We start from the raw sequence: 19,355 nt of genomic DNA, 5'->3' as shown, positions 1-19,355 counted from the left end.
TGGCGTATGGAAAAGGAATTTCCCACATATATTAGGAATATGAACTGGAAAGAAAAATTAAAATGGAAACTCCTGATTATCGGAGCTGCTCTGGTAGGAATTTTGATTGTGTGGTGTGCAGGAAAGGCGGGAGAGAAGCAAGCAAATGCCGGGAAAGAAATTCTGAAGGAGTATGCTTTAAGGGAGAATGAATGGGCAAGCGCAGGGACAAAATTTCAGCCTGAACAGCAGGCTGAAGAAGAGCATGCACAAAAGCAGCAGGAACAGACAGCACAGGAAGACAGTCAGCAGACACAGTCGGCCGCCGCAGATGTGCAGGAAACCTATGGAAAAGGACCGGACATCAAGGTACTGCTCATGACGTCAGGGTATCAAAGCTATTTTCATGAACAGATTTCTTTGAAAGTGCACGGGAATTATGAACTGGAAGGGGCAGAGTCTCAACAGATTCCCGATGGGGAAATTCTGACTTTGGATGCAGACAGCCCGCAGATTTCGGATGGAACTTTGTCCCTGAAGCCTTTAGAAGAAGACAGCCGGATAGAGCTGCTTTCCATAGAACGGGGCCAGGGAAACCCCCGGTATCGCGGCAGTTTGACAGTATACCGGGAAGAGAAGGGGCTGCGTATGGTAAATACGCTGCCCCTGGAAGAGTACCTCTGCGGTGTGGTTCCCAGTGAAATGCCTGCATCCTATCCGGAGGAGGCGCTGAAAGCCCAGGCGGTCTGCGCCCGTACCTATGCCAGTGTACAGATGCAGGAAAGCAAGCTGGAGGATTTGGGCGCGCAGGTAGACGACAGTGTGGCCTTTCAGGTGTATCAGAACAGCCCGGAGGCGGAGAGCAGTACCAAAGCAGTAGAAAACACGGCGGGAAAGATTCTGCTGAGTGACGGGGCGCCCATCTGCGCCTATTATTTTTCTACCTCTCACGGAAAGACCAGTACGGACGAGGTATGGGAGGCTTCTGCCCCCTCCTCTTATCTGCAGAGTGTGGCATGCAGTTATGATGCAGCAGAACCCTGGTACAAATGGAAGGTATCTGTGGCAAAAGAAACCGTTTTGTCAAATGTGCAGAAGCTTTATCCGGAGGTAAAAGCCGTAGAGGCATTGGAAATCCGGGAGAAAGGAGAGGGAGATGCCGTTCTGAAGCTGGCTGTCCATACAGATAAAGGCATAAAAGAGTGCCGCAGCGAATATGACATCCGTTCTCTGCTGGCGCCTGTAGGAGCAACCATTATTCGGCAGGATGGTTCTGAGGCCAGGGGAGGTACGCTTTTGCCCAGCGCTTATTTTGATTTGCAGGAGCAGAAGAATACGGAAGGTGTGACAGAGGGATGGGAGATAAGCGGCGGAGGTTACGGACATGGTGTGGGTATGAGCCAGAACGGCGCGAAAGGCATGGCTGCCCAGGGGAAAAACTGGGAGGAAATTCTGCAGTATTTTTACAAAGATATTGAAATCGGAAATTTGAACCAGGTTGTCAAGTGAGCAGATTCGTGATATAATTGGCGAAATTGTGTGAAAAGGAACAGAGGGGAGTCTGTATGAAACGATTCAGAAAAGCGGTGGATACCGTTATAGGCTTTACAAACAGCATGAGCAGAAATCATACTACAGCCTACGCAGCTCAGGCCGCTTATTTTATTATACTTTCCTTTATCCCTTTTATGCTGCTTTTGATGACCTCTGTAAAGTATACTCCTTTGACAAGAGAAGAAGTGATACAGGCTGTAATGCAGATATGTCCGGAAAATTTTGACAGTTTTATCCGGGGCATTGTAGGCGAGGTCTATGAAAAGTCTCTGGGTGTTGTGCCTGTTTCCGCAGTTATGGCTATGTGGTCTGCCGGTAAGGGGATTCAGGCTTTAACCAATGGATTCAACTGTATTTATCAGGTGGAAGAGACCCGTAATTATATTGTAACCAGAATCCGTGCAGTCTTTTATACGCTGGTGTTTGTCCTTGCTATTGTATTGACCCTGACGCTGCAGGTTTTTGGAAACAGTCTGCAGAGAGAACTGAGTAAGCGCCTTCCGTTTCTGGATAAGCTGGTGGGAATGATTATCAGTATGCGTGTGGTGATTACCTTAAGCATGTTGTGTCTGGTTTTCCTGCTGATATATAAATTTATTCCAAACAGAAAAGCGACCTTCTGGAGCCAGTTTCCGGGAGCCGTATTTTCTTCTTTGTGTTGGTCCGGATTTTCTTTTTGTTTTTCTATTTACATTGACGTTTACAACGGCGCTACCAATATGTACGGAAGTATGACCACCATTGTGCTGGTTCTGCTGTGGCTGTATTTCTGTATGATGTTTGTGATGATTGGGGCGCAGATAAACCATTATTTTGAAGAAAAATTTCGCAGGGTTCATGATGCAGCCAGAGAAGCCATACGGCGGGAATATTATCAGCTGACCAGGTCGGAGGAGGAAGAAGAGCCGGAGAAAAAGGCAGCTGCCGGAGAAGGAACAGAAAAGAAAAAAGAAATTCTTGACAGAAACTGAGAAAGTGGCTACAATATAGGTCAGATATGACAAAGACAAGGAAAGTGTAAGTAGATATTTGTTTCCTGCCAGAGAAGGAGAGTCATCGGCTGAAAGCTCTCTTCAGTTCAGACAGATATTGAAGTTCCCACCGGAGTTGCATTTCCTAAATTCTGTATAAGCGGAAGAGTAAGAAATGACGTGACTGTGCGTTAAACAGATACGAGTGCCTGTTGATTGTTTTGACAGGAACAAGGGTGGTACCACGGAATTTGACTTCGTCCCTTTTGGGGCGGAGTTTTTTTGTTTCATAAAATGGCTTTGTTATGATACAGAAGGGAGAATATCATGAGAGAAAAATTACAGCGTATTCAAGCGGAAGCCCGCAAGCGCATTCAGGAATCAGATGGCCTGGACAAATTAAACGAAGTGCGTGTTGCATTTTTAGGAAAAAAAGGAGAACTGACAGCTGTATTAAAGGGTATGAAGGATGTAACTGCCGAAGAAAGACCAAAGGTTGGACAGTGGGTCAATGAGACAAGAGCAGAACTTGAAGAACTTTTGGAAGAAACCAAGAAGAAACTGGAAGCAGCTGCTCTGGAACAAAAATTGAAAGAGGAAGTCATTGATGTTACCCTTCCCGCAAAGAAAATGGAAGTGGGACACAGACATCCAAATACCATTGCCCTGGAAGAAGTAGAGAGAATCTTTATTGGTATGGGGTATGAAGTGGTAGAAGGTCCGGAAGTGGAATACGACTTATACAACTTTGAAAAACTGAATATTCCGGAGGGACATCCGGCAAAAGATGAGCAGGATACTTTCTACATTAACAAAAACATTGTGCTTCGTACCCAGACTTCTCCGGTACAGGCCCGTGTTATGGAAGAAGGAAAACTGCCTATCCGTATGATTGCACCGGGAAGAGTGTTCCGTTCTGACGAGGTAGATGCTACCCATTCTCCTTCCTTCCACCAGATTGAAGGACTGGTAATTGACAAACACATTACTTTTGCAGACTTAAAGGGAACTCTGGAAGAGTTTGCCAAAGAATTGTTCGGATCGGAGACAAAGACGAAATTCCGTCCGCACCATTTCCCATTTACAGAGCCAAGCGCAGAGGTGGACGTTTCCTGCTTCAAATGCGGTGGAAAGGGCTGCCGTTTTTGTAAAGGTTCCGGCTGGATTGAAATTTTAGGCTGTGGTATGGTACATCCTCATGTACTGGAAATGTGCGGCATTGACCCGGAAGAGTACACCGGTTTTGCCTTTGGTGTGGGGCTGGAACGTATCGCGTTGCTGAAATACGAAATTGACGATATGCGTTTGCTGTATGAAAACGACACAAGATTCTTACGTCAGTTCTAGGAGGAGAGAGAAGAATGAATACATCTTTATCATGGATTAAAAAATATGTGCCTGATTTGGACGTTACGGCTCAGGAATATACAGACGCAATGACGTTATCAGGAACAAAGGTGGAAGGCTTTGAAAAGCTGGACGCAGATTTGGAAAAAATTGTAATCGGACAGATTGAGAAAATCGAGAGACATCCGGACGCAGATAAACTGATTATTTGCCAGGTGAATATCGGAGCCGAGACCATTCAGATTGTCACGGGTGCGCCAAACGTAAAAGAAGGAGATAAGGTTCCTGTAGTTTTAGATGGCGGACGTGTGGCAGGCGGCCATGATGGGAAAAAGACACCGGGAGGAATCAAAATCAAGACCGGAAAGCTGAGAGGAATCCAGTCCTGCGGTATGATGTGCTCTATTGAAGAACTGGGTTCTACTACAGAATTTTACCCGGAAGCACCGGAAAACGGCATTTACATTTTCCCGGAAGATGCAGAGGTAGGCAGCAGTGCCATTCATGCGCTTGGTTTGGACGATGTGGTTTTTGAATACGAAATCACTTCTAACCGTGTAGACTGCTACAGCGTTATCGGAATTGCAAGAGAGGCTGCAGCAACTTTTGGGAAGAACTTCCAGCCGCCGGTTGTGGAGGTGAAGGGAAACAGCGAAGACGCTCACGATTATATCAAAGTTCGTGTAGAAGATACAGATTTGTGCTCCCGTTACTGTGCGAGAGTGGTAAAAAACGTAAAAATCGGACCTTCTCCAAAATGGATGCAGAGATGTCTGGCTGCCAATGGTATTCGCCCTATTAACAACTTTGTAGACATTACCAATTATGTTATGGAAGAGTTTGGACAGCCTATGCATGCCTATGACATGGCGACCATTGAAAATCAGGAAATCGTTGTCCGCCGTGCTCAAAAAGACGAAAAATTCGTAACTCTGGACGGACAGGAACGCACCTTAGATGAATCCGTATTGATGATTTGCGACGGCAAGAAACCGGTTGGCATTGCTGGTATTATGGGCGGTGAAAATTCTATGATTACCGAAAATGCCTCTGCCGTACTTCTGGAAGCGGCTTGCTTTGATGGCGTAAATATTCGTCTTTCCAGCAAAAAAGTGGGACTTCGTACAGACGCTTCCGGTAAATTTGAAAAGGGCTTAGACCCTAACAATGCACAGGCAGCCATTGACAGAGCCTGCCAGCTGATTGAAGAATGTGGCTGCGGTGAAGTGGTAGGCGGTATGGTAGACGTTTACTCTAAAAAGAAAGAACCCGTAAGAGTGGCTTTTGATCCGGAAAAAATCAATGACCTTCTGGGTACGGATTTGACAAAGGAGCAGATGTTGGAATATCTGGAAAAAGTAGAACTGGTATACGATGCAGCTGCAAATGAAATTGTTGCTCCTACGTTCCGCCACGATATTTTCCGCATGGCAGATTTGGCAGAGGAAGTGGCGCGTTTCTACGGCTATGACAATATTCCAACCACCCTTCCAAGGGGAGAGGCTACGACAGGAAAACTGCCTTTTAAGCTGCGTATTGAGCAGGTAGCCAGAGATATGGCAGAATTCAACGGCTTTTCACAGGGATACTGCTATTCTTTTGAGAGTCCGAAGGTATTTGATAAGCTGCTGATTCCGGAAAACCATGAACTGAGAAAAGCCATTGTGATTTCCAACCCATTGGGAGAAGATTTCAGCATTATGAGAACCATTTCCTTAAACGGTATGCTGACTTCTCTGGGAACCAACTACAAGAGAAGAAACAAAGATGTGCGTTTGTATGAATTAGGAAATATTTACCTGCCAGAGAGCCTGCCTCTTACGGAGCTTCCGGAAGAGCGCATGATGTTTACTCTGGGTATGTATGGCGCAGGAGACTTCTTCTCCATGAAAGGCGTGGTAGAGGAATTCCTGGATAAAATTGGTATGCATAAGAAAGAAGAATACAATCCGAAGGCTGGAAAGCCGTTCCTGCACCCGGGACGTCAGGCAGAAATTATTTATGACGGAACCGTTGTCGGTTACATGGGCGAGGTACATCCAACGGTAGCTGCTTCTTATGGAATCGGAGAAAAGGCTTATGTGGCTGTATTGGATATTCCGGCAATTCTGGAATATGCAACCTTTGACAGAAAATATGAAGGCATTGCGAAATTCCCGGCAGTCAGCCGTGATATCAGTATGGTCGTGCCGAAAGAGGTGCTGGCCGGACAGATTGAGCAGATTATTGCCCAAAGAGGCGGCAAGATTCTGGAGAGTTATCAGCTTTTTGATATTTACGAAGGAAGCCAGATTAAGAGCGGCTATAAATCCGTTGCTTACTCTGTAACCTTCCGTGCAAAAGACAGAACACTGGAAGACGCAGATGTAAATGCAGCGATGAAGAAGATTCTTAACGGACTGGAAGGTTTGGGAATCGAACTGCGTAAATAAAAGGAGTCCATCCATGAAATTATATATTATCCGTCACGGAGAGACAGAATGGAATGTGCAGAAAAGACTGCAGGGGGTGTCGGATACCAATCTGAATGAAAAGGGTATTGAAATGGCAAAACAGACGGCAGAGGCATTAAAAGAGATTCCATTTGCCTGCTGTTTTACCAGCCCTTTAAAGCGGGCAAAAGACACAGCCATGTATATCCTGAGGGATCGCCAGGTGCCGGTGTATGAGGACGCCAGAATTCGGGAAATTTCTTTTGGAGAATGGGAGGGCAGAGAATCTGCCCTTCTGCCTCAGGATATGCTGGATAATTTTTTTCATCATATTGAGGTATATCAGGCACCAAAAGGCGGCGAAGAAATTGTTCAGGCCTGTGCCAGAGCAAAAGATTTCTGGAAGGAACTGACTGCCAGAGAAGACCTGCAGGACAAAACCATTCTGATTACAGCCCACGGCTGTATGGTAAGAGCACTTTTGCAGAATGTGTATGAAGACGCCGGTATAGAAAATTTCTGGCACGGGTGCGTGCCGCCCAACTGCTGTGCCAACATTGTAGAAATAAAGGAAAACAAGGCTATACTTCTGGCAGAAGATGTGGTATATTATAATAGGATTTAAGAGAACTTGGAAGAGACTGCGGCGTAGCAGTCTTTTCTTATGATATTTTTGCGGCATTTTATACAAGAAGGGAAGTAAGCCATGAGAACAGCAGATTTTTATTATGATTTACCTGAAGAATTGATTGCCCAGGACCCTTTGGTGGACCGTTCTTCTTCCAGGCTGATGCATTTGGACAAAAAGAGCGGAGAAATCCAGCATACAGATTTTAAGCATATTGTGCATTATCTGAAGCCTGGAGACTGTCTGGTGATTAATGACACCCGTGTAATTCCTGCCCGCCTGTACGGAAGTAAAATAGGCACAGATGCAGGAATTGAAATTCTTCTTTTAAAGAGAAAAGAGAACAATATCTGGGAAACTTTGGTAAAACCCGGTAAAAAAGCAAAGCCGGGCACAAAAATCAGCTTCGGAGATGGACTTTTAATCGGAGAAGTGCTGGATATTGTAGAAGAGGGAAACCGTCTCATTCAGTTTTCCTATGAGGGGATTTTTGAAGAAATACTGGATCAGCTGGGTGAGATGCCCCTGCCTCCTTATATTACCCATAAACTGCAGGATAAAGAGCGCTACCAGACCGTCTATGCAAAAAACGAAGGAAGCGCTGCGGCTCCTACTGCGGGACTTCACTTTACGAAAGAATTGCTGCAGCAAATCCAGGATATGGGAGTAAACATCGCCCATGTGACGCTTCATGTGGGGCTTGGAACCTTTCGGCCTGTAAAGGTAGATGATGTGGAGAAACATCATATGCATTCCGAGTTTTATGTGGTAGAAGAAGAGCAGGCGAAACTCATTAATGATACGAAAAAAAATGGGGGACGAGTGATTTCTGTGGGCACTACCAGCTGCAGAACTCTGGAGTCTGCTACAGATGAAAACGGAATGCTCCAGGCCAAAAGCGGCTGGACGGAAATTTTCATTTATCCGGGATATCAGTTTAAGATGATAGATGCCCTGATTACTAATTTCCATCTTCCGGAATCCACACTTTTGATGTTGGTTTCCGCGTTGGCTGGGAAAGACCATATTATGGCGGCTTATGAGGAAGCCGTGAAGGAGCGGTATCGGTTCTTTAGTTTTGGAGATGCGATGCTGATAGAATAAAGAAAAAAGCGAGGGACTTTACAGTTTACAGAGTCCTTCGCTTTTTCTTTCCCTTTTTCTATGCCAGCTTCTCCAGGTCTTTATAAAACCCCGGATAGGAGATATTCACACAGTCTGCCCTGGCAATCTCTGTTTCTCCCTCTGCCGCCATGCCTGCAATGGCAAAAGCCATGGCAATACGGTGGTCCAGATGACTGTCCAGAACAGCTCCATAAAGTGTTTTGCCGCCTGTAATGATCATACCGTCTTCAGTAGGTACAACGTCAGCCCCCATAGCAGACAGGTGATGTACCATAATATCCAGCCGATTGGACTCCTTTACCTTCAATTCCTGTGCGTCCCGAATCATGGTCGTGCCCTCGGCAAAGGCGGCCAGAACGGCCAGAACAGGCAATTCATCAATCAAAGTAGGAATCAGAGCTCCTTCGATGACCGTACCCTTTAAAGAACTGTGTTTCACCAGCAAATCAGCCACGTCCTCGCCGCACTGAACACGCGGATTTAAAACCTGGATATCCGCATTCATTTGCGCGCAGACCTTCAAAATCCCGTCACGGGTAGGATTGATTCCCACATTTTTAATCAGCAGTTCTGAGCCGGGGATGAGAAGAGCCGCCGCAATAAAGTACGCTGCCGAAGAAATATCGCCCGGAACAACTACTTTCTGTCCTGTAAGCTTTGGCTCCGGCTGTATAGAAACCGTTGTTCCTTCACTGAAAATTTCGGCTCCAAAGGAACGCAGCATAAGCTCGGAATGGTTTCTGGAGAGAAAAGGCTCTGTCACCGTAGTTTCCCCTTCTGCATAAAGTCCGGCCAGAAGTACGCAGGATTTCACCTGTGCGGAACTGACGGGAGATTGGTAGTGAATGCCTTTTAAGTGTTTTCCGGTAATGCAAAGAGGAGCGCAGCCATTGCCGCGCAGACTTTCCACAGAGCCGCCCATGAAAGTCAGCGGTGTGATAACCCGGGCCATAGGTCGTTTCTGAATAGAAGCATCTCCGGTCAGTTCCGTTGTGAAGTTCTGTCCTGCCAGAATACCGGACAGCAGGCGCATGGTAGTTCCGCTGTTCCCTACGTTCAGGACAGAAGCAGGCGCCAGAAGTCCGTGAAGTCCCCTGCCGTGTATGAGAATTTCACTTTCCGTTCGGGAAATCTCAATGCCCATGCTGCAGAAACAATTTATGGTAGAGAGGCAGTCCGCACCTTCCAGAAAATTGGTAACAGCCGTAGTACCCTCAGAAAGAGAACCCAGCATAATAGCCCGGTGAGAAATGGATTTATCTCCCGGAACCGTAATTTCGCCTTTTAAGGGCGCTGATTTTGTAAACCTCATAGGCCACCTCCTGTTTATCTTTCGTAAATGATGTAATTTCGTTTCTTCAACTGTTCTGCCGCCTGCTTCTGGGCTTCCTCATCATAAAATTCAATTTTCAGAACCCCGTCTTCAAACTCCCGGTTGTGAAGAATCCCGATATTTTTAATGCTGATACTGTTCATGGAGAGAATGGTGGCAATGGTAGCAATAGCCCCTGTCTCATCTACCACATCGCAGTACAGGGTAAAGGACTTCTTCAGAGGACCGCTGGGGGCGTCACTGAAGGAATTGCGGTAATCTCTGGAGTTTGCAAACATATCATACAGTCCATCCGCATCTTTTTGGTCTACCAGGTACTTGGCCTGCACAATGAGACGGATGTATTCGTCCAGAACTTTGGAAATGTGTTCCGGATTTTCCAGACAGATTTGCTGCCACATGTGAGGGGAGGAAGAGGCAATTCTGGTGATGTCCTTAAAACCTCCCGCCGCAATGGTTTTCATGTGTTCCAGAGGAGAATCCAGCTTCTGTACCACATTCACAAGAGAGGCGGCCACAATGTGAGGCAGATGGCTGACACAGGCGGTAATGTAGTCGTGCTCCTCCCAGGTGAGAATCATGGGCAGAGAGCCGATAGAGGAAACCAGTTCGGTGTATCTGCCGATTTTGTCCAGTCCCACTTCTTCGGAAGGGGTGAGTATATAGTAGGCATTTTCAATAAGATGGTCCGTGGAATGTTCATATCCCGTTTTCTCACTTCCTGCCATGGGATGTCCGCCAATGAAATTTCCCGCCATTTCAAGCGCTGTAATTTTTTTGTGAATTTCTCCTTTTACACTGCCCACATCTGTGAGAATACATCCCGGGCGAATGGTCTGCTTCAGCCAGGGGAGGCACTCCAGATTGTAGTCCACTGTAGCACAGAGGAAGATATAGTCACAGAGGGCAAAGCGGGTGTCACGTTCCGTGCAGGCAATATCTACAATGCCGTCAAAGACCGCGTCCTCCAGCACATCTTTTGTACGATTATAGGCCAGAATCTGATATCCCGGGTGAAATTTTCGTATTGCTTTGGCAATGGAGCCGCCGATAAGCCCCAGACCGATAAAACCAATGGTTGTGGTTTCCATGTATTTTAACTCCTTCTATCTTATAAATATCCTGTCAAACAGTATCATTTTATGACAGGTGAGAGAAAAAGTCAATGATTTCGCGCGTTAAAGCGAAAAAACAAAATAACTTGTTTAATTTGAATAAAATACTTGAAATTTTGAAAGATTTTTAGTAAAATATACACATAATAAATTTGGGAGGTATTACATATGGACGTTTTTAGAACCGACAGAATTAGAAATGTGGTCCTGCTCGGCCATGGGGGTGCCGGAAAAACAAGTCTGGCAGAGGCAATGGCTTATTTATCAGGTATTACAAGCCGCTTGGGGAAAGTGACAGATGGAAACACCGTCAGTGATTATGATAAAGAGGAGATAAAGAGAAAATTCTCTATTACGACATCTGTAGTTCCCATTGAATGGGGAAAAGTAAAGATTAATGTATTGGATACACCGGGATACTTCGACTTTGTGGGGGAAGTGGAAGAAGCGGTGGCAGCAGCCGATGCTGCAATTATTGTGGTTTCCGGAAAGAGCGGCATTCAGGTGGGAACCCAGAAAGCATGGGAATTGTGTGAGAAATACAATCTTCCCAGAATGTTCTTTGTGACAGAGATGGATATGGATGATGTCAGTTACCGTCAGGTGGTAGAAGATTTGACTGAACTTTACGGTAAGAAAATCGCACCTCTTCACATGCCTATCCGTGAGGACGGCAAATTTGTGGGCTATGTCAACATCGTGAAACAGGCAGGCCGCAGATACATTGAAAGAGGGCAGAAGAAGGAATGCCCGGTACCGGAATATCTGGAGGAATATCTGGAGAAATACCACGAAACGCTGATGGAATCCGTAGCAGAAATCAGTGAAGAATTTATGGACCGTTATTTTGCAGGAGAAGCCTTCTCCGTAGCTGAAGTTTCCGCTGCCTTAAAAACCAACATTTCAGACGGCAGCATTGTTCCGGTGTGTATGGGTTCTGCCATAAACATTCAGGGTGTAGCCAATCTGTTAGATGACATCTGCGGCTATTTCCCAAGTCCGGATCAGAAAGCCTGTGCCGGTATGAACACAAAGACAAACGAAATTTATCAGGCAAATTATGACTTTACAAAGGCAAAATCTGCCTATGTATTTAAAACCATTGTAGACCCCTTCCTGGGTAAATATTCGCTTATCAAAGTCTGCTCCGGTGTTATCAAGGGCGATGACACGCTGTACAATACGGGAAAAGAAACGGAAGAGAAACTGAATAAGCTGTATGTACTGGAAGGTTCCAAACCCATAGAAGTGCCGGAACTGCATGCAGGTGATATCGGAGCCATTGCCAAATTAAATACAGTGGCAACCGGAGATACTCTGGCAGTAAAAAATACCCCTATCCTTTATGGGAAAACAGAACTTTCCGTTCCTTATACTTATAAACGCTATAAAACCGTAAACAAAGGTGATGAGGATAAGGTGTCTCAGGCGCTGTCCAAGATGATGCAGGAAGATTTGACTTTGAAAGCAGTAAACGATTCCCAGAATCATCAGTCCCTGCTGTACGGTATCGGCGAGCAGCACCTGGATATTGTAGTCAGCAAGCTGAAAGAACGTTACAAAGTAGACATTGTGCTTTCTGAGCCCAGGGTTCCTTTCAAAGAAACCATCCGTAAAAAAGCAGATGTAGAATACAAGTATAAAAAACAGTCCGGCGGTCACGGTCAGTACGGTCATGTGAAAATGACTTTTGAACCTTCCGGTGATTTGGAAACACCGTATGTATTTGAACAGACTGTTGTTGGCGGCGCAGTTCCCAAGAACTACTTCCCTGCAGTGGAAAAAGGTATTCAGGAATCTGTGTTAAGAGGCCCGGTTGCTGCATATCCGGTAGTGGGTGTGAAAGCTACGCTGTATGATGGTTCTTACCACCCGGTAGACTCTTCCGAAATGGCATTTAAGACTGCTGCCATTCAGGCATTTAAGAAAGGATTTATGGAAGCGTTTCCCATTCTTCTGGAACCTATTGTTTCTATGAAAGTCAGTGTACCGGATAAATTCACTGGTGATGTGATGGGGGATTTAAACAAGAGAAGAGGCCGTGTGCTCGGCATGAATCCAGACCCTGCACATAAGGGCAATACCATTGTAGAAGCAGACGTTCCTATGCTGTCCATTTACGGATACTCCACAGACCTGCGTTCCATGACAGGCGGAAGCGGATTATTCTCCTATGAATTTGCCCGCTATGAACAGGCGCCTTCTGATATTCAGGAAAGAGAAATTGAAGCCCGTGCAAAGGCAGAAGAGGAATAGAAAACAACAAAAAACAGAAGTGATATTGTAAAAACGGGGCTGCTGCGGCAGTCCCGTTTGACGTGAACGCTTTCTAAAGGAGAGTCTTGTAAAATTCGGTCATCTTTATGTAACCTTTATAGGAACTTGCCCCCGGATTGTTGAAACTGTGTGCCGGGCATGCTACAATGAGGAACAAAGCAGAAAAATCTGCTTGGAAAGGTATGGTAAAACTATGAAAAAGAAAATTGCAGCAGGTTTGACGCTTCTGGTTCTGGCATTTTTGTATTACTATGTCACCTTGCCGGCAGTCAACATTCACGAAAGCGGTTTCTGGTTCTTTCTGGGAGCCCTGGTTGTGGCAGTGCTGGTGCTGTATGGATTCAAAAAGCGGATTTCCAGTGTGCAGGAACTGCGGACCAACAAGGTGCTAAAGGGAGGAATCTTTGTGATTCTGGCTATTGCAGTGGTATATGGGGCAGGGGCTCTTTTGTCATCCCCTATTATCAATGCAAAGAAATACCAAAAGCTGGTAACACCCGAAGAACGGGATTTTGCAGAAGATATTAAAGAAATCAGTTATGACCAGATTCCCCTTTTGGATAAGGAGTCGGCAGAACTTCTGGGAAACAGAAAAATGGGAAGTATGGTGGACATGGTGTCACAGTTTGAGGTGAGCAGTCTGTATTCCCAGATTAATTACCAGGGACAGCCTTATCGTGTCTCCCCTTTGGTTTACGCCAACGGAATTAAATGGCTGACAAATCAGAAAGAGGGGATTCCAGCTTATATCCGCATTGATATGGCAACCCAGGATACGGAACTGGTAAAGCTGGATAAGCCCATTAAATATTCGGAATCGGAATACTTTAACCGAAATATTTACCGTCATCTGAGATTCCGGTATCCCACTTATATGTTTGACCAGTTGAGTTTTGAGATTGATGACGATGGTACACCTTACTGGATTTGTCCGGTGAAAAAATTTAATATTGGGCTTTTCGGCGGTCAGACTATTGGAAAAGTCATACTGTGTAATGCTCAGACAGGAGAAACGACAGAATACAAAATCGAGGACTGCCCTCAGTGGGTGGACCGGGCCTATCCTTCGGACCTTCTTCTGGAACTGTATAATTACCACGGTATGCTGAAAAACGGATTTTTTAACAGCATTCTGGGACAGAAGGGATGTCTGAAAACCACAGACGGATTTAACTACCTGGCCTTAGAGGATGATGTGTGGGTGTACACAGGCGTGACCTCGGTCAGCGGTGACAAGTCCAATGTAGGTTTTGTGCTGATGAATCAGAGAACGATGGAAACCCGGTATTATGTGTGTGACGGCGCTCAGGAGCGTTCTGCCATGGACTCTGCGGAAGGACAGGTGCAGAACCTGAAATATGAGGCGGCTTTTCCGCTTCTTCTGAACATTTCCGACCAGCCGACGTACTTTATAGCCTTAAAGGATGGAGCGGGCCTGGTGAAAAAGTATGCCATGGTGAATGTTCAGAAATATCAGACGGTGGCCATTGGAGATACGGTGGAAGAGTGTGAAAAAAATTATGAAAAACTGCTGGAAGCAGACGGTGGTGAAAGTACAAAGGGAAAGACAGAGGAGGCATATAAAGTTACCGGAAAGATTGAAAAAATTGCCCAGGCTGTTCTTGACGGAAATTCACACTTTTATGTGACCTTTGATGATACGGATTTGGTCCTTACTCCTCCAGAGGAAGGGGCTCAGAAACTGGAAGGCACGCTGATTTTTGATATTCCGGTTACCGAGTTTCCGGAGGTGATTGCTTATAATCCGGGAGATACCCTAAGCCTTAGTTTCCTGCCCGGAAATACGGTGTGCTCCGTTGTTTCCATGGGAGAAGAGGAACAGGAGTAGAAAAAAGGCGTGCAGGGGTTGACAAAGGGGCAATCACTGGGTAAAATGTGTAATAGCTTTATAAGGAAAAGCGTTGAAGAGGAGTATTAAGAAACACCGCATAGAAACGTGGAAAACGAAGAGAAAGAGAGCTGCCGGGTGGTGCAAGGCAGGTATGCAGGATTCCCAACTCGCCTCGGAGTTCCCGGATTGAACAGACCCAAACAGTCACAAGTAGATACGGGCGGGATTTCCCGTTACAGAAAAAGGAGTGCGCAGACGCAAAAGAGTCTGCGAATTAGAGTGGTACCACGGAATATTAGCCCTTTCGTCTCTAAAGAGGAGACGGAAGGGCATTTTTTGATGTGAAGGAGGAAGAAATTATGGCAGTACCTTATAATTATAAGGCGATTGAACAGAAATGGCGTAAAAACTGGGAGGAACACCCAGTCAACGTAGAGGACGGAAACAAACCAAAATATTATTGTCTGGATATGTTTCCATATCCGTCAGGAAACGGACTTCATGTAGGACACTGGAGAGGATATGTAATCTCTGACGTGTGGAGCCGCTTCAAAATGATGCAGGGATATTACCTGATTCACCCTATGGGTTGGGATGCTTTCGGTCTTCCGGCAGAAAACTATGCCATTAAAATGGGAGTCCACCCGGCGAAATCTACGGCAGACAATATTGCAAACATTAAAAGACAGATTAACGACATTGCTGCTATTTATGACTGGGACAGAGAAGTCAATACTACAGACCCTGCTTTCTATAAATGGACGCAGTGGATTTTTGTAAAAATGTTTAAAGAAGGCCTGGCTTATGAAAAGGAATTCCCAATTAACTGGTGTCCTTCCTGTAAGACAGGTTTGGCCAACGAGGAAGTGGTAAACGGCAAATGTGAACGCTGTGGTTCTGAAGTTACCAAGAAAAACCTGCGTCAGTGGATGCTGAGAATTACCAAATATGCAGACCGTCTTTTAGATGACCTGGACAAACTGGACTGGCCGGAAAAAGTAAAGAAAATGCAGGCCGAATGGATTGGAAAATCCTATGGTGCAGAAGTAGACTTCCCGGTAGAAGGAAGAGAAGAAAAAATCACTGTTTACACCACAAGACCGGATACCCTTCACGGTGCAACCTTTATGGTACTGGCACCGGAACACGCTATGGCGAAGGAACTGGCTACGGATGAGACAAGAGAAGCCGTAGAAAAATACATTTACGACGCTTCCATGAAATCCAATGTAGACCGTCTGCAGGATAAAGAGAAAACAGGTGTGTTTACAGGAAGCTATGCAGTCAATCCTTTAAATGGAGCAAAAATGCCTATCTGGCTGTCGGATTATGTACTGGCTGATTACGGTACCGGCGCGATTATGTGTGTACCGGCTCATGATGACCGTGACTTTGAATTTGCAACCAAATTCAACATTCCGGTTATCCAGGTTATTGCCAAAGACGGAAAAGAAATTGAAAATATGACAGAAGCGTATACCGAGGCTTCTGGAACTATGATTAACTCCGGTGAATGGAATGGCATGGAATCCGCAGTGCTGAAAAAAGAAGCGCCTGTGATGATTGAAAAAATGGGCATTGGACGCAAGACGGTCAACTACAAACTTCGTGACTGGGTATTCTCCCGTCAACGTTACTGGGGCGAGCCCATTCCGATTATCCATTGTCCGAACTGTGGTAATGTACCCGTTCCGGAAGACCAGCTTCCACTGACTCTGCCGGAGGTAGAATCTTACGAACCAACAGGTACAGGAGAATCTCCGCTGGCAGGCATTGAAGACTGGGTGAACACCACTTGTCCGTGCTGCGGCGCTCCGGCAAAAAGAGAAACCAACACCATGCCTCAGTGGGCTGGATCTTCCTGGTATTTCCTGCGCTATGTGGACAGCAAAAATAACGAAGCGCTGGTATCCAAGGAAAAAGCAGATAAATATCTTCCGGTAGATATGTATATCGGTGGAGTAGAGCATGCGGTACTGCATCTTCTGTATTCCCGTTTCTATACCAAGTTCCTGCATGACATCGGTGTGGTAGACTTTGATGAGCCGTTCCAGAAACTGTTCAACCAGGGTATGATTACCGGGAAGAATGGTATCAAGATGAGTAAATCCAAAGGAAATGTAGTTTCTCCGGATGATTTGGTAAGAGATTACGGCTGCGATTCCTTGAGACTTTACGAACTCTTTGTGGGACCGCCGGAATTAGACGCAGAGTGGGATGACCGGGGAATTGACGGTGTTTACCGTTTCCTGAACCGTTTCTGGAAACTGGCTATGGACAGCAAAGAAGCGGCTGTAGCAGAGACAAAAGAAATGGTAAAACTTCGTCACAAGCTGGTATTTGACATTACCCAGCGTCTGGAAAGCTTCAGTCTGAACACCGTTATTTCCGGATTCATGGAATATAACAACAAACTGATTGATATGGCGAAGAAGACAGGCGGTATCGATAAAGCAACCATTGAAACTTTTGTTCAGCTTTTGGCGCCGTTTGCACCGCACATTGCAGAAGAACTGTGGCAGGAATACGGTCATGAGGATTCTGTATTCCACACCCAGTGGCCAAAGGCAGACGCAGAAGCAATGAAGGACGATGAAATCGAAGTTCCGGTACAGATTAACGGCAAGACAAAAGCCGTAGTTTGTATCAGCGCAGAGGCTACAAAGGAAGAGGCGATTGCAGCAGGAAAAGAGGCGATTGCAGATAAGCTGACCGGAAATATAGTGAAGGAAATTTATGTTCCTAAGAAGATAATTAATATTGTAATGAAATAATTGAGAAGAAATTCTCACAACAGAATAAAGTGCTTGGAAATATTGAAAAGTTCGCTGAAAATCAAGGTTTACAGACATTTTTCTTCAATGAAAAGGTATCGTAGAATATCGCAAAATATCGTAACAGATTTTTAAAATGGAGTAAATTTGGAGTAAAAGTTGAAAGAAAATGGAGTAAATATTTCAAGAAGACATGAAAGGAATGACGCAGATGGTAGAGATATTGTCTGCGTTATTTTTTTTGATTATAATGGTGTAAATAATTGCAAAGTATGATATTATGAGAAATAAACAAATTGGAATTTAACACGAACAAGATTTAATTATAGGAGTGTACTCAATGTGGCTTTTAGGGAGTATTTTTATATTCACATCACTATTAATTCTATACATAAAATATAGGGTTGTTTTTACTGGCGAAAAATGCAAAGGGAAAATAATCGACATTGTAGAACAAAATGCAGGTTATGTAGTAGGTGGTGTTAATGTCAAAAAGCATGCTTATATAGTGAAGATTAAAAACAAAAAATATCATACTGCACATGGTTGTATCTTTTTGTCATTGGGAAAGAGAAATATTGGAAAAGAAATTTCCGTATTTAAGAATGAAAAATATGGAAATGAGGTTTTCAAATGCTTTGATTTTCGTATAGAGATTGTTGCTTTGTTAGTATTTTTATTTGGCGTTTTTATGATCTACTCAGCCTTATGATAAAGCCAAGCAGGTTTCAGTTTGAAAAGAAGTTATACGCAAAGAAAAATTTAGAAGTTATGGAGGAAACCATATGGAAAATTTAAGTGCATATAGATACTGTATCGCTATGAAAAAAGGTCGAAAAATATTAAATCTGATTGTGGGCTGCTTAATGATTCTTATAAGTATCATTTTCATAACCACAACTGTTTTTAGCTGTATTTTTATGCAAGAATTTGTTTATTACACATTTTTAACAATATTCCTTGTAATTATACCCCTACCTCTTTTTATTTTTGGAATTATAGGTATTGTCTCAGCTACAAAACGAGTTGAAGTTTATAAAGGAAAAGTGATTTATCATATTGGTTTTAAAAATAAGGAATATCGTATGTCTGATATTAAAACATCAAAAACAAAAAGTGAAACATATAGAACAGGATTAGATTATGGAAATATTGTACCCACCTACAGTTATGATAAATTAACTGTATTCTATGATAAAAAAGGGAAAAAGATTTTTAAATTTGGATTGGCATACGATAATGTAGAACGACTGAAAGCAGATGTTAATAATACTCAAAAAAGCATAGCAAAACAGCATAACAAGAACTAAATAAATTCTTTAGGTTAGAATCGATGATGGGGTAAACGAAAAAGCAGTTTTGGCATTCCAGTGAACTGCCCCTTCGTTTACACCATTTTCGATTTGACCTAATTGAACAAAGTGAGCGTCCGGGTAGCTACTACCTATGGACTTTCAATCTTTTGTTCTTACCCATGATTATACAGGAGTTCCTGTGCAGAAGCTACAGAAATCAAGTGTTTTCAGATAAATTAGGTACGACAACAAAACCTCAAGCTTTGAGGCTTTAGAAAATGTATGAAAGAATAAGATTTTAACATCTTTGTGGTATTCGAAGCTGTGGTTTTCCAAGATGCCCACCACAGGATTTACACACACAAATATTTATTTCATAAAGCTGTTTTAATATTTCCGGCATCTCCTTACCTCGAAGCTTCGAGAGATACTTTTGGCATCCAAGGAGATTCCGGCATAAAGTAAGCTTCTTGTGTTTGCTACGGGAACAAAGAAGTCCGTAATGCCGAATCCTGACAAAACGTTTTGGCGGTACATGCATCAGAAACCGTCGTATAAATTCAACACCAGAAAGGGTCAGTTCTTTCCATTGTCCTTTGTTCCGGTAATCTTTTACAGAAAAAGTAACGTTTTCATCGTCCATACAGATGATGCGGTGATTGCTGATGGCAAT

At 44.3% G+C, this 19,355-nt stretch carries 14 protein-coding genes and 2 other annotated features; of the genes, 11 read left to right on the top strand and 3 right to left on the bottom strand.

Annotation, left to right across the window (positions count from 1 at the left end; translation table 11 throughout):
* The first annotated feature begins 39 nt into the window (after nt 1-39).
* The 6 genes from WBS51_RS11395 (at nt 40) to queA (ending at nt 8,015) form a co-directional block, all read left to right on the top strand.
* The gene (locus WBS51_RS11395) at nt 40-1,488 is read left to right on the top strand and encodes a SpoIID/LytB domain-containing protein (protein WP_226853680.1); all 1,449 of its coding nucleotides are present in this window, start codon (nt 40-42) and stop codon (nt 1,486-1,488) included.
* 56 nt (nt 1,489-1,544) lie between these two features.
* Nucleotides 1,545-2,504 (top strand): YihY/virulence factor BrkB family protein, encoded by a 960-nt coding sequence (locus WBS51_RS11390; protein WP_173749797.1) that lies wholly within the window; start codon nt 1,545-1,547, stop codon nt 2,502-2,504.
* Between the two features lie 29 nt (nt 2,505-2,533).
* Nucleotides 2,534-2,772 (top strand) — a binding site (T-box leader).
* Between the two features lie 59 nt (nt 2,773-2,831).
* On the top strand, nt 2,832-3,851 hold the full coding sequence (pheS, locus tag WBS51_RS11385) for a phenylalanine--tRNA ligase subunit alpha (protein WP_342694090.1): 1,020 nt from the start codon (nt 2,832-2,834) through the stop codon (nt 3,849-3,851).
* Nucleotides 3,852-3,865: 14 nt separating this feature from the next.
* Nucleotides 3,866-6,283: a phenylalanine--tRNA ligase subunit beta gene (pheT, locus tag WBS51_RS11380; protein WP_294462384.1), complete on the top strand. Its 2,418-nt coding sequence runs from the start codon at nt 3,866-3,868 to the stop codon at nt 6,281-6,283.
* Between the two features lie 13 nt (nt 6,284-6,296).
* Nucleotides 6,297-6,908 (top strand): histidine phosphatase family protein, encoded by a 612-nt coding sequence (locus WBS51_RS11375; RefSeq protein ID WP_173749800.1) that lies wholly within the window; start codon nt 6,297-6,299, stop codon nt 6,906-6,908.
* Between the two features lie 81 nt (nt 6,909-6,989).
* Nucleotides 6,990-8,015, top strand: a complete 1,026-nt coding sequence (gene queA / locus WBS51_RS11370; RefSeq protein ID WP_173749801.1) for a tRNA preQ1(34) S-adenosylmethionine ribosyltransferase-isomerase QueA — start codon at nt 6,990-6,992, stop codon at nt 8,013-8,015.
* Between the two features lie 58 nt (nt 8,016-8,073).
* Here the strand turns inward: queA and aroA are convergent, their stop codons facing one another.
* Both aroA and WBS51_RS11360 read right to left on the bottom strand, forming a co-directional pair.
* Nucleotides 8,074-9,348, bottom strand: a complete 1,275-nt coding sequence (gene aroA / locus WBS51_RS11365; protein ID WP_173749802.1) for a 3-phosphoshikimate 1-carboxyvinyltransferase — start codon at nt 9,346-9,348, stop codon at nt 8,074-8,076.
* 14 nt (nt 9,349-9,362) lie between these two features.
* A complete protein-coding gene (locus WBS51_RS11360) occupies nt 9,363-10,460 on the bottom strand; it encodes a prephenate dehydrogenase (RefSeq protein ID WP_173749803.1) in 1,098 nt (365 codons plus the stop codon).
* A 192-nt stretch (nt 10,461-10,652) separates the two neighbouring features.
* Between WBS51_RS11360 and WBS51_RS11355 the strand changes: the two genes are divergently transcribed.
* The 5 genes from WBS51_RS11355 to WBS51_RS11335 all read left to right on the top strand — a co-directional run bounded on the left by WBS51_RS11355 (nt 10,653) and on the right by WBS51_RS11335 (nt 18,697).
* A complete protein-coding gene (locus WBS51_RS11355) occupies nt 10,653-12,740 on the top strand; it encodes an elongation factor G (protein WP_294462376.1) in 2,088 nt (695 codons plus the stop codon).
* 214 nt (nt 12,741-12,954) lie between these two features.
* A complete protein-coding gene (locus WBS51_RS11350; RefSeq protein WP_173749805.1) occupies nt 12,955-14,610 on the top strand; it encodes a CvpA family protein in 1,656 nt (551 codons plus the stop codon).
* Nucleotides 14,611-14,674: 64 nt separating this feature from the next.
* Nucleotides 14,675-14,928, top strand: a binding site (T-box leader).
* A 44-nt stretch (nt 14,929-14,972) separates the two neighbouring features.
* Nucleotides 14,973-17,387: a leucine--tRNA ligase gene (gene leuS, locus WBS51_RS11345; RefSeq protein ID WP_173749806.1), complete on the top strand. Its 2,415-nt coding sequence runs from the start codon at nt 14,973-14,975 to the stop codon at nt 17,385-17,387.
* A gap of 340 nt (nt 17,388-17,727) precedes the next feature.
* Complete coding sequence (locus tag WBS51_RS11340) at nt 17,728-18,099, top strand: hypothetical protein (RefSeq protein WP_003436578.1); 372 nt, start codon at nt 17,728-17,730, stop codon at nt 18,097-18,099.
* A gap of 73 nt (nt 18,100-18,172) precedes the next feature.
* The gene (locus tag WBS51_RS11335) at nt 18,173-18,697 is read left to right on the top strand and encodes a hypothetical protein (protein ID WP_077726093.1); all 525 of its coding nucleotides are present in this window, start codon (nt 18,173-18,175) and stop codon (nt 18,695-18,697) included.
* A 283-nt stretch (nt 18,698-18,980) separates the two neighbouring features.
* On the opposite strand, the gene WBS51_RS11330 is transcribed toward WBS51_RS11335, so the two are convergent.
* A partial coding sequence (locus WBS51_RS11330; RefSeq protein ID WP_342694089.1) for a transposase occupies nt 18,981-19,355 on the bottom strand: 375 nt, incomplete at its 5' end.

It is taken from the genome of Blautia acetica (assembly GCF_038739805.1).
Taxonomy (GTDB): domain Bacteria; phylum Bacillota; class Clostridia; order Lachnospirales; family Lachnospiraceae; genus Blautia.
This window is presented reverse-complemented; position numbering and strand designations above follow the sequence as displayed.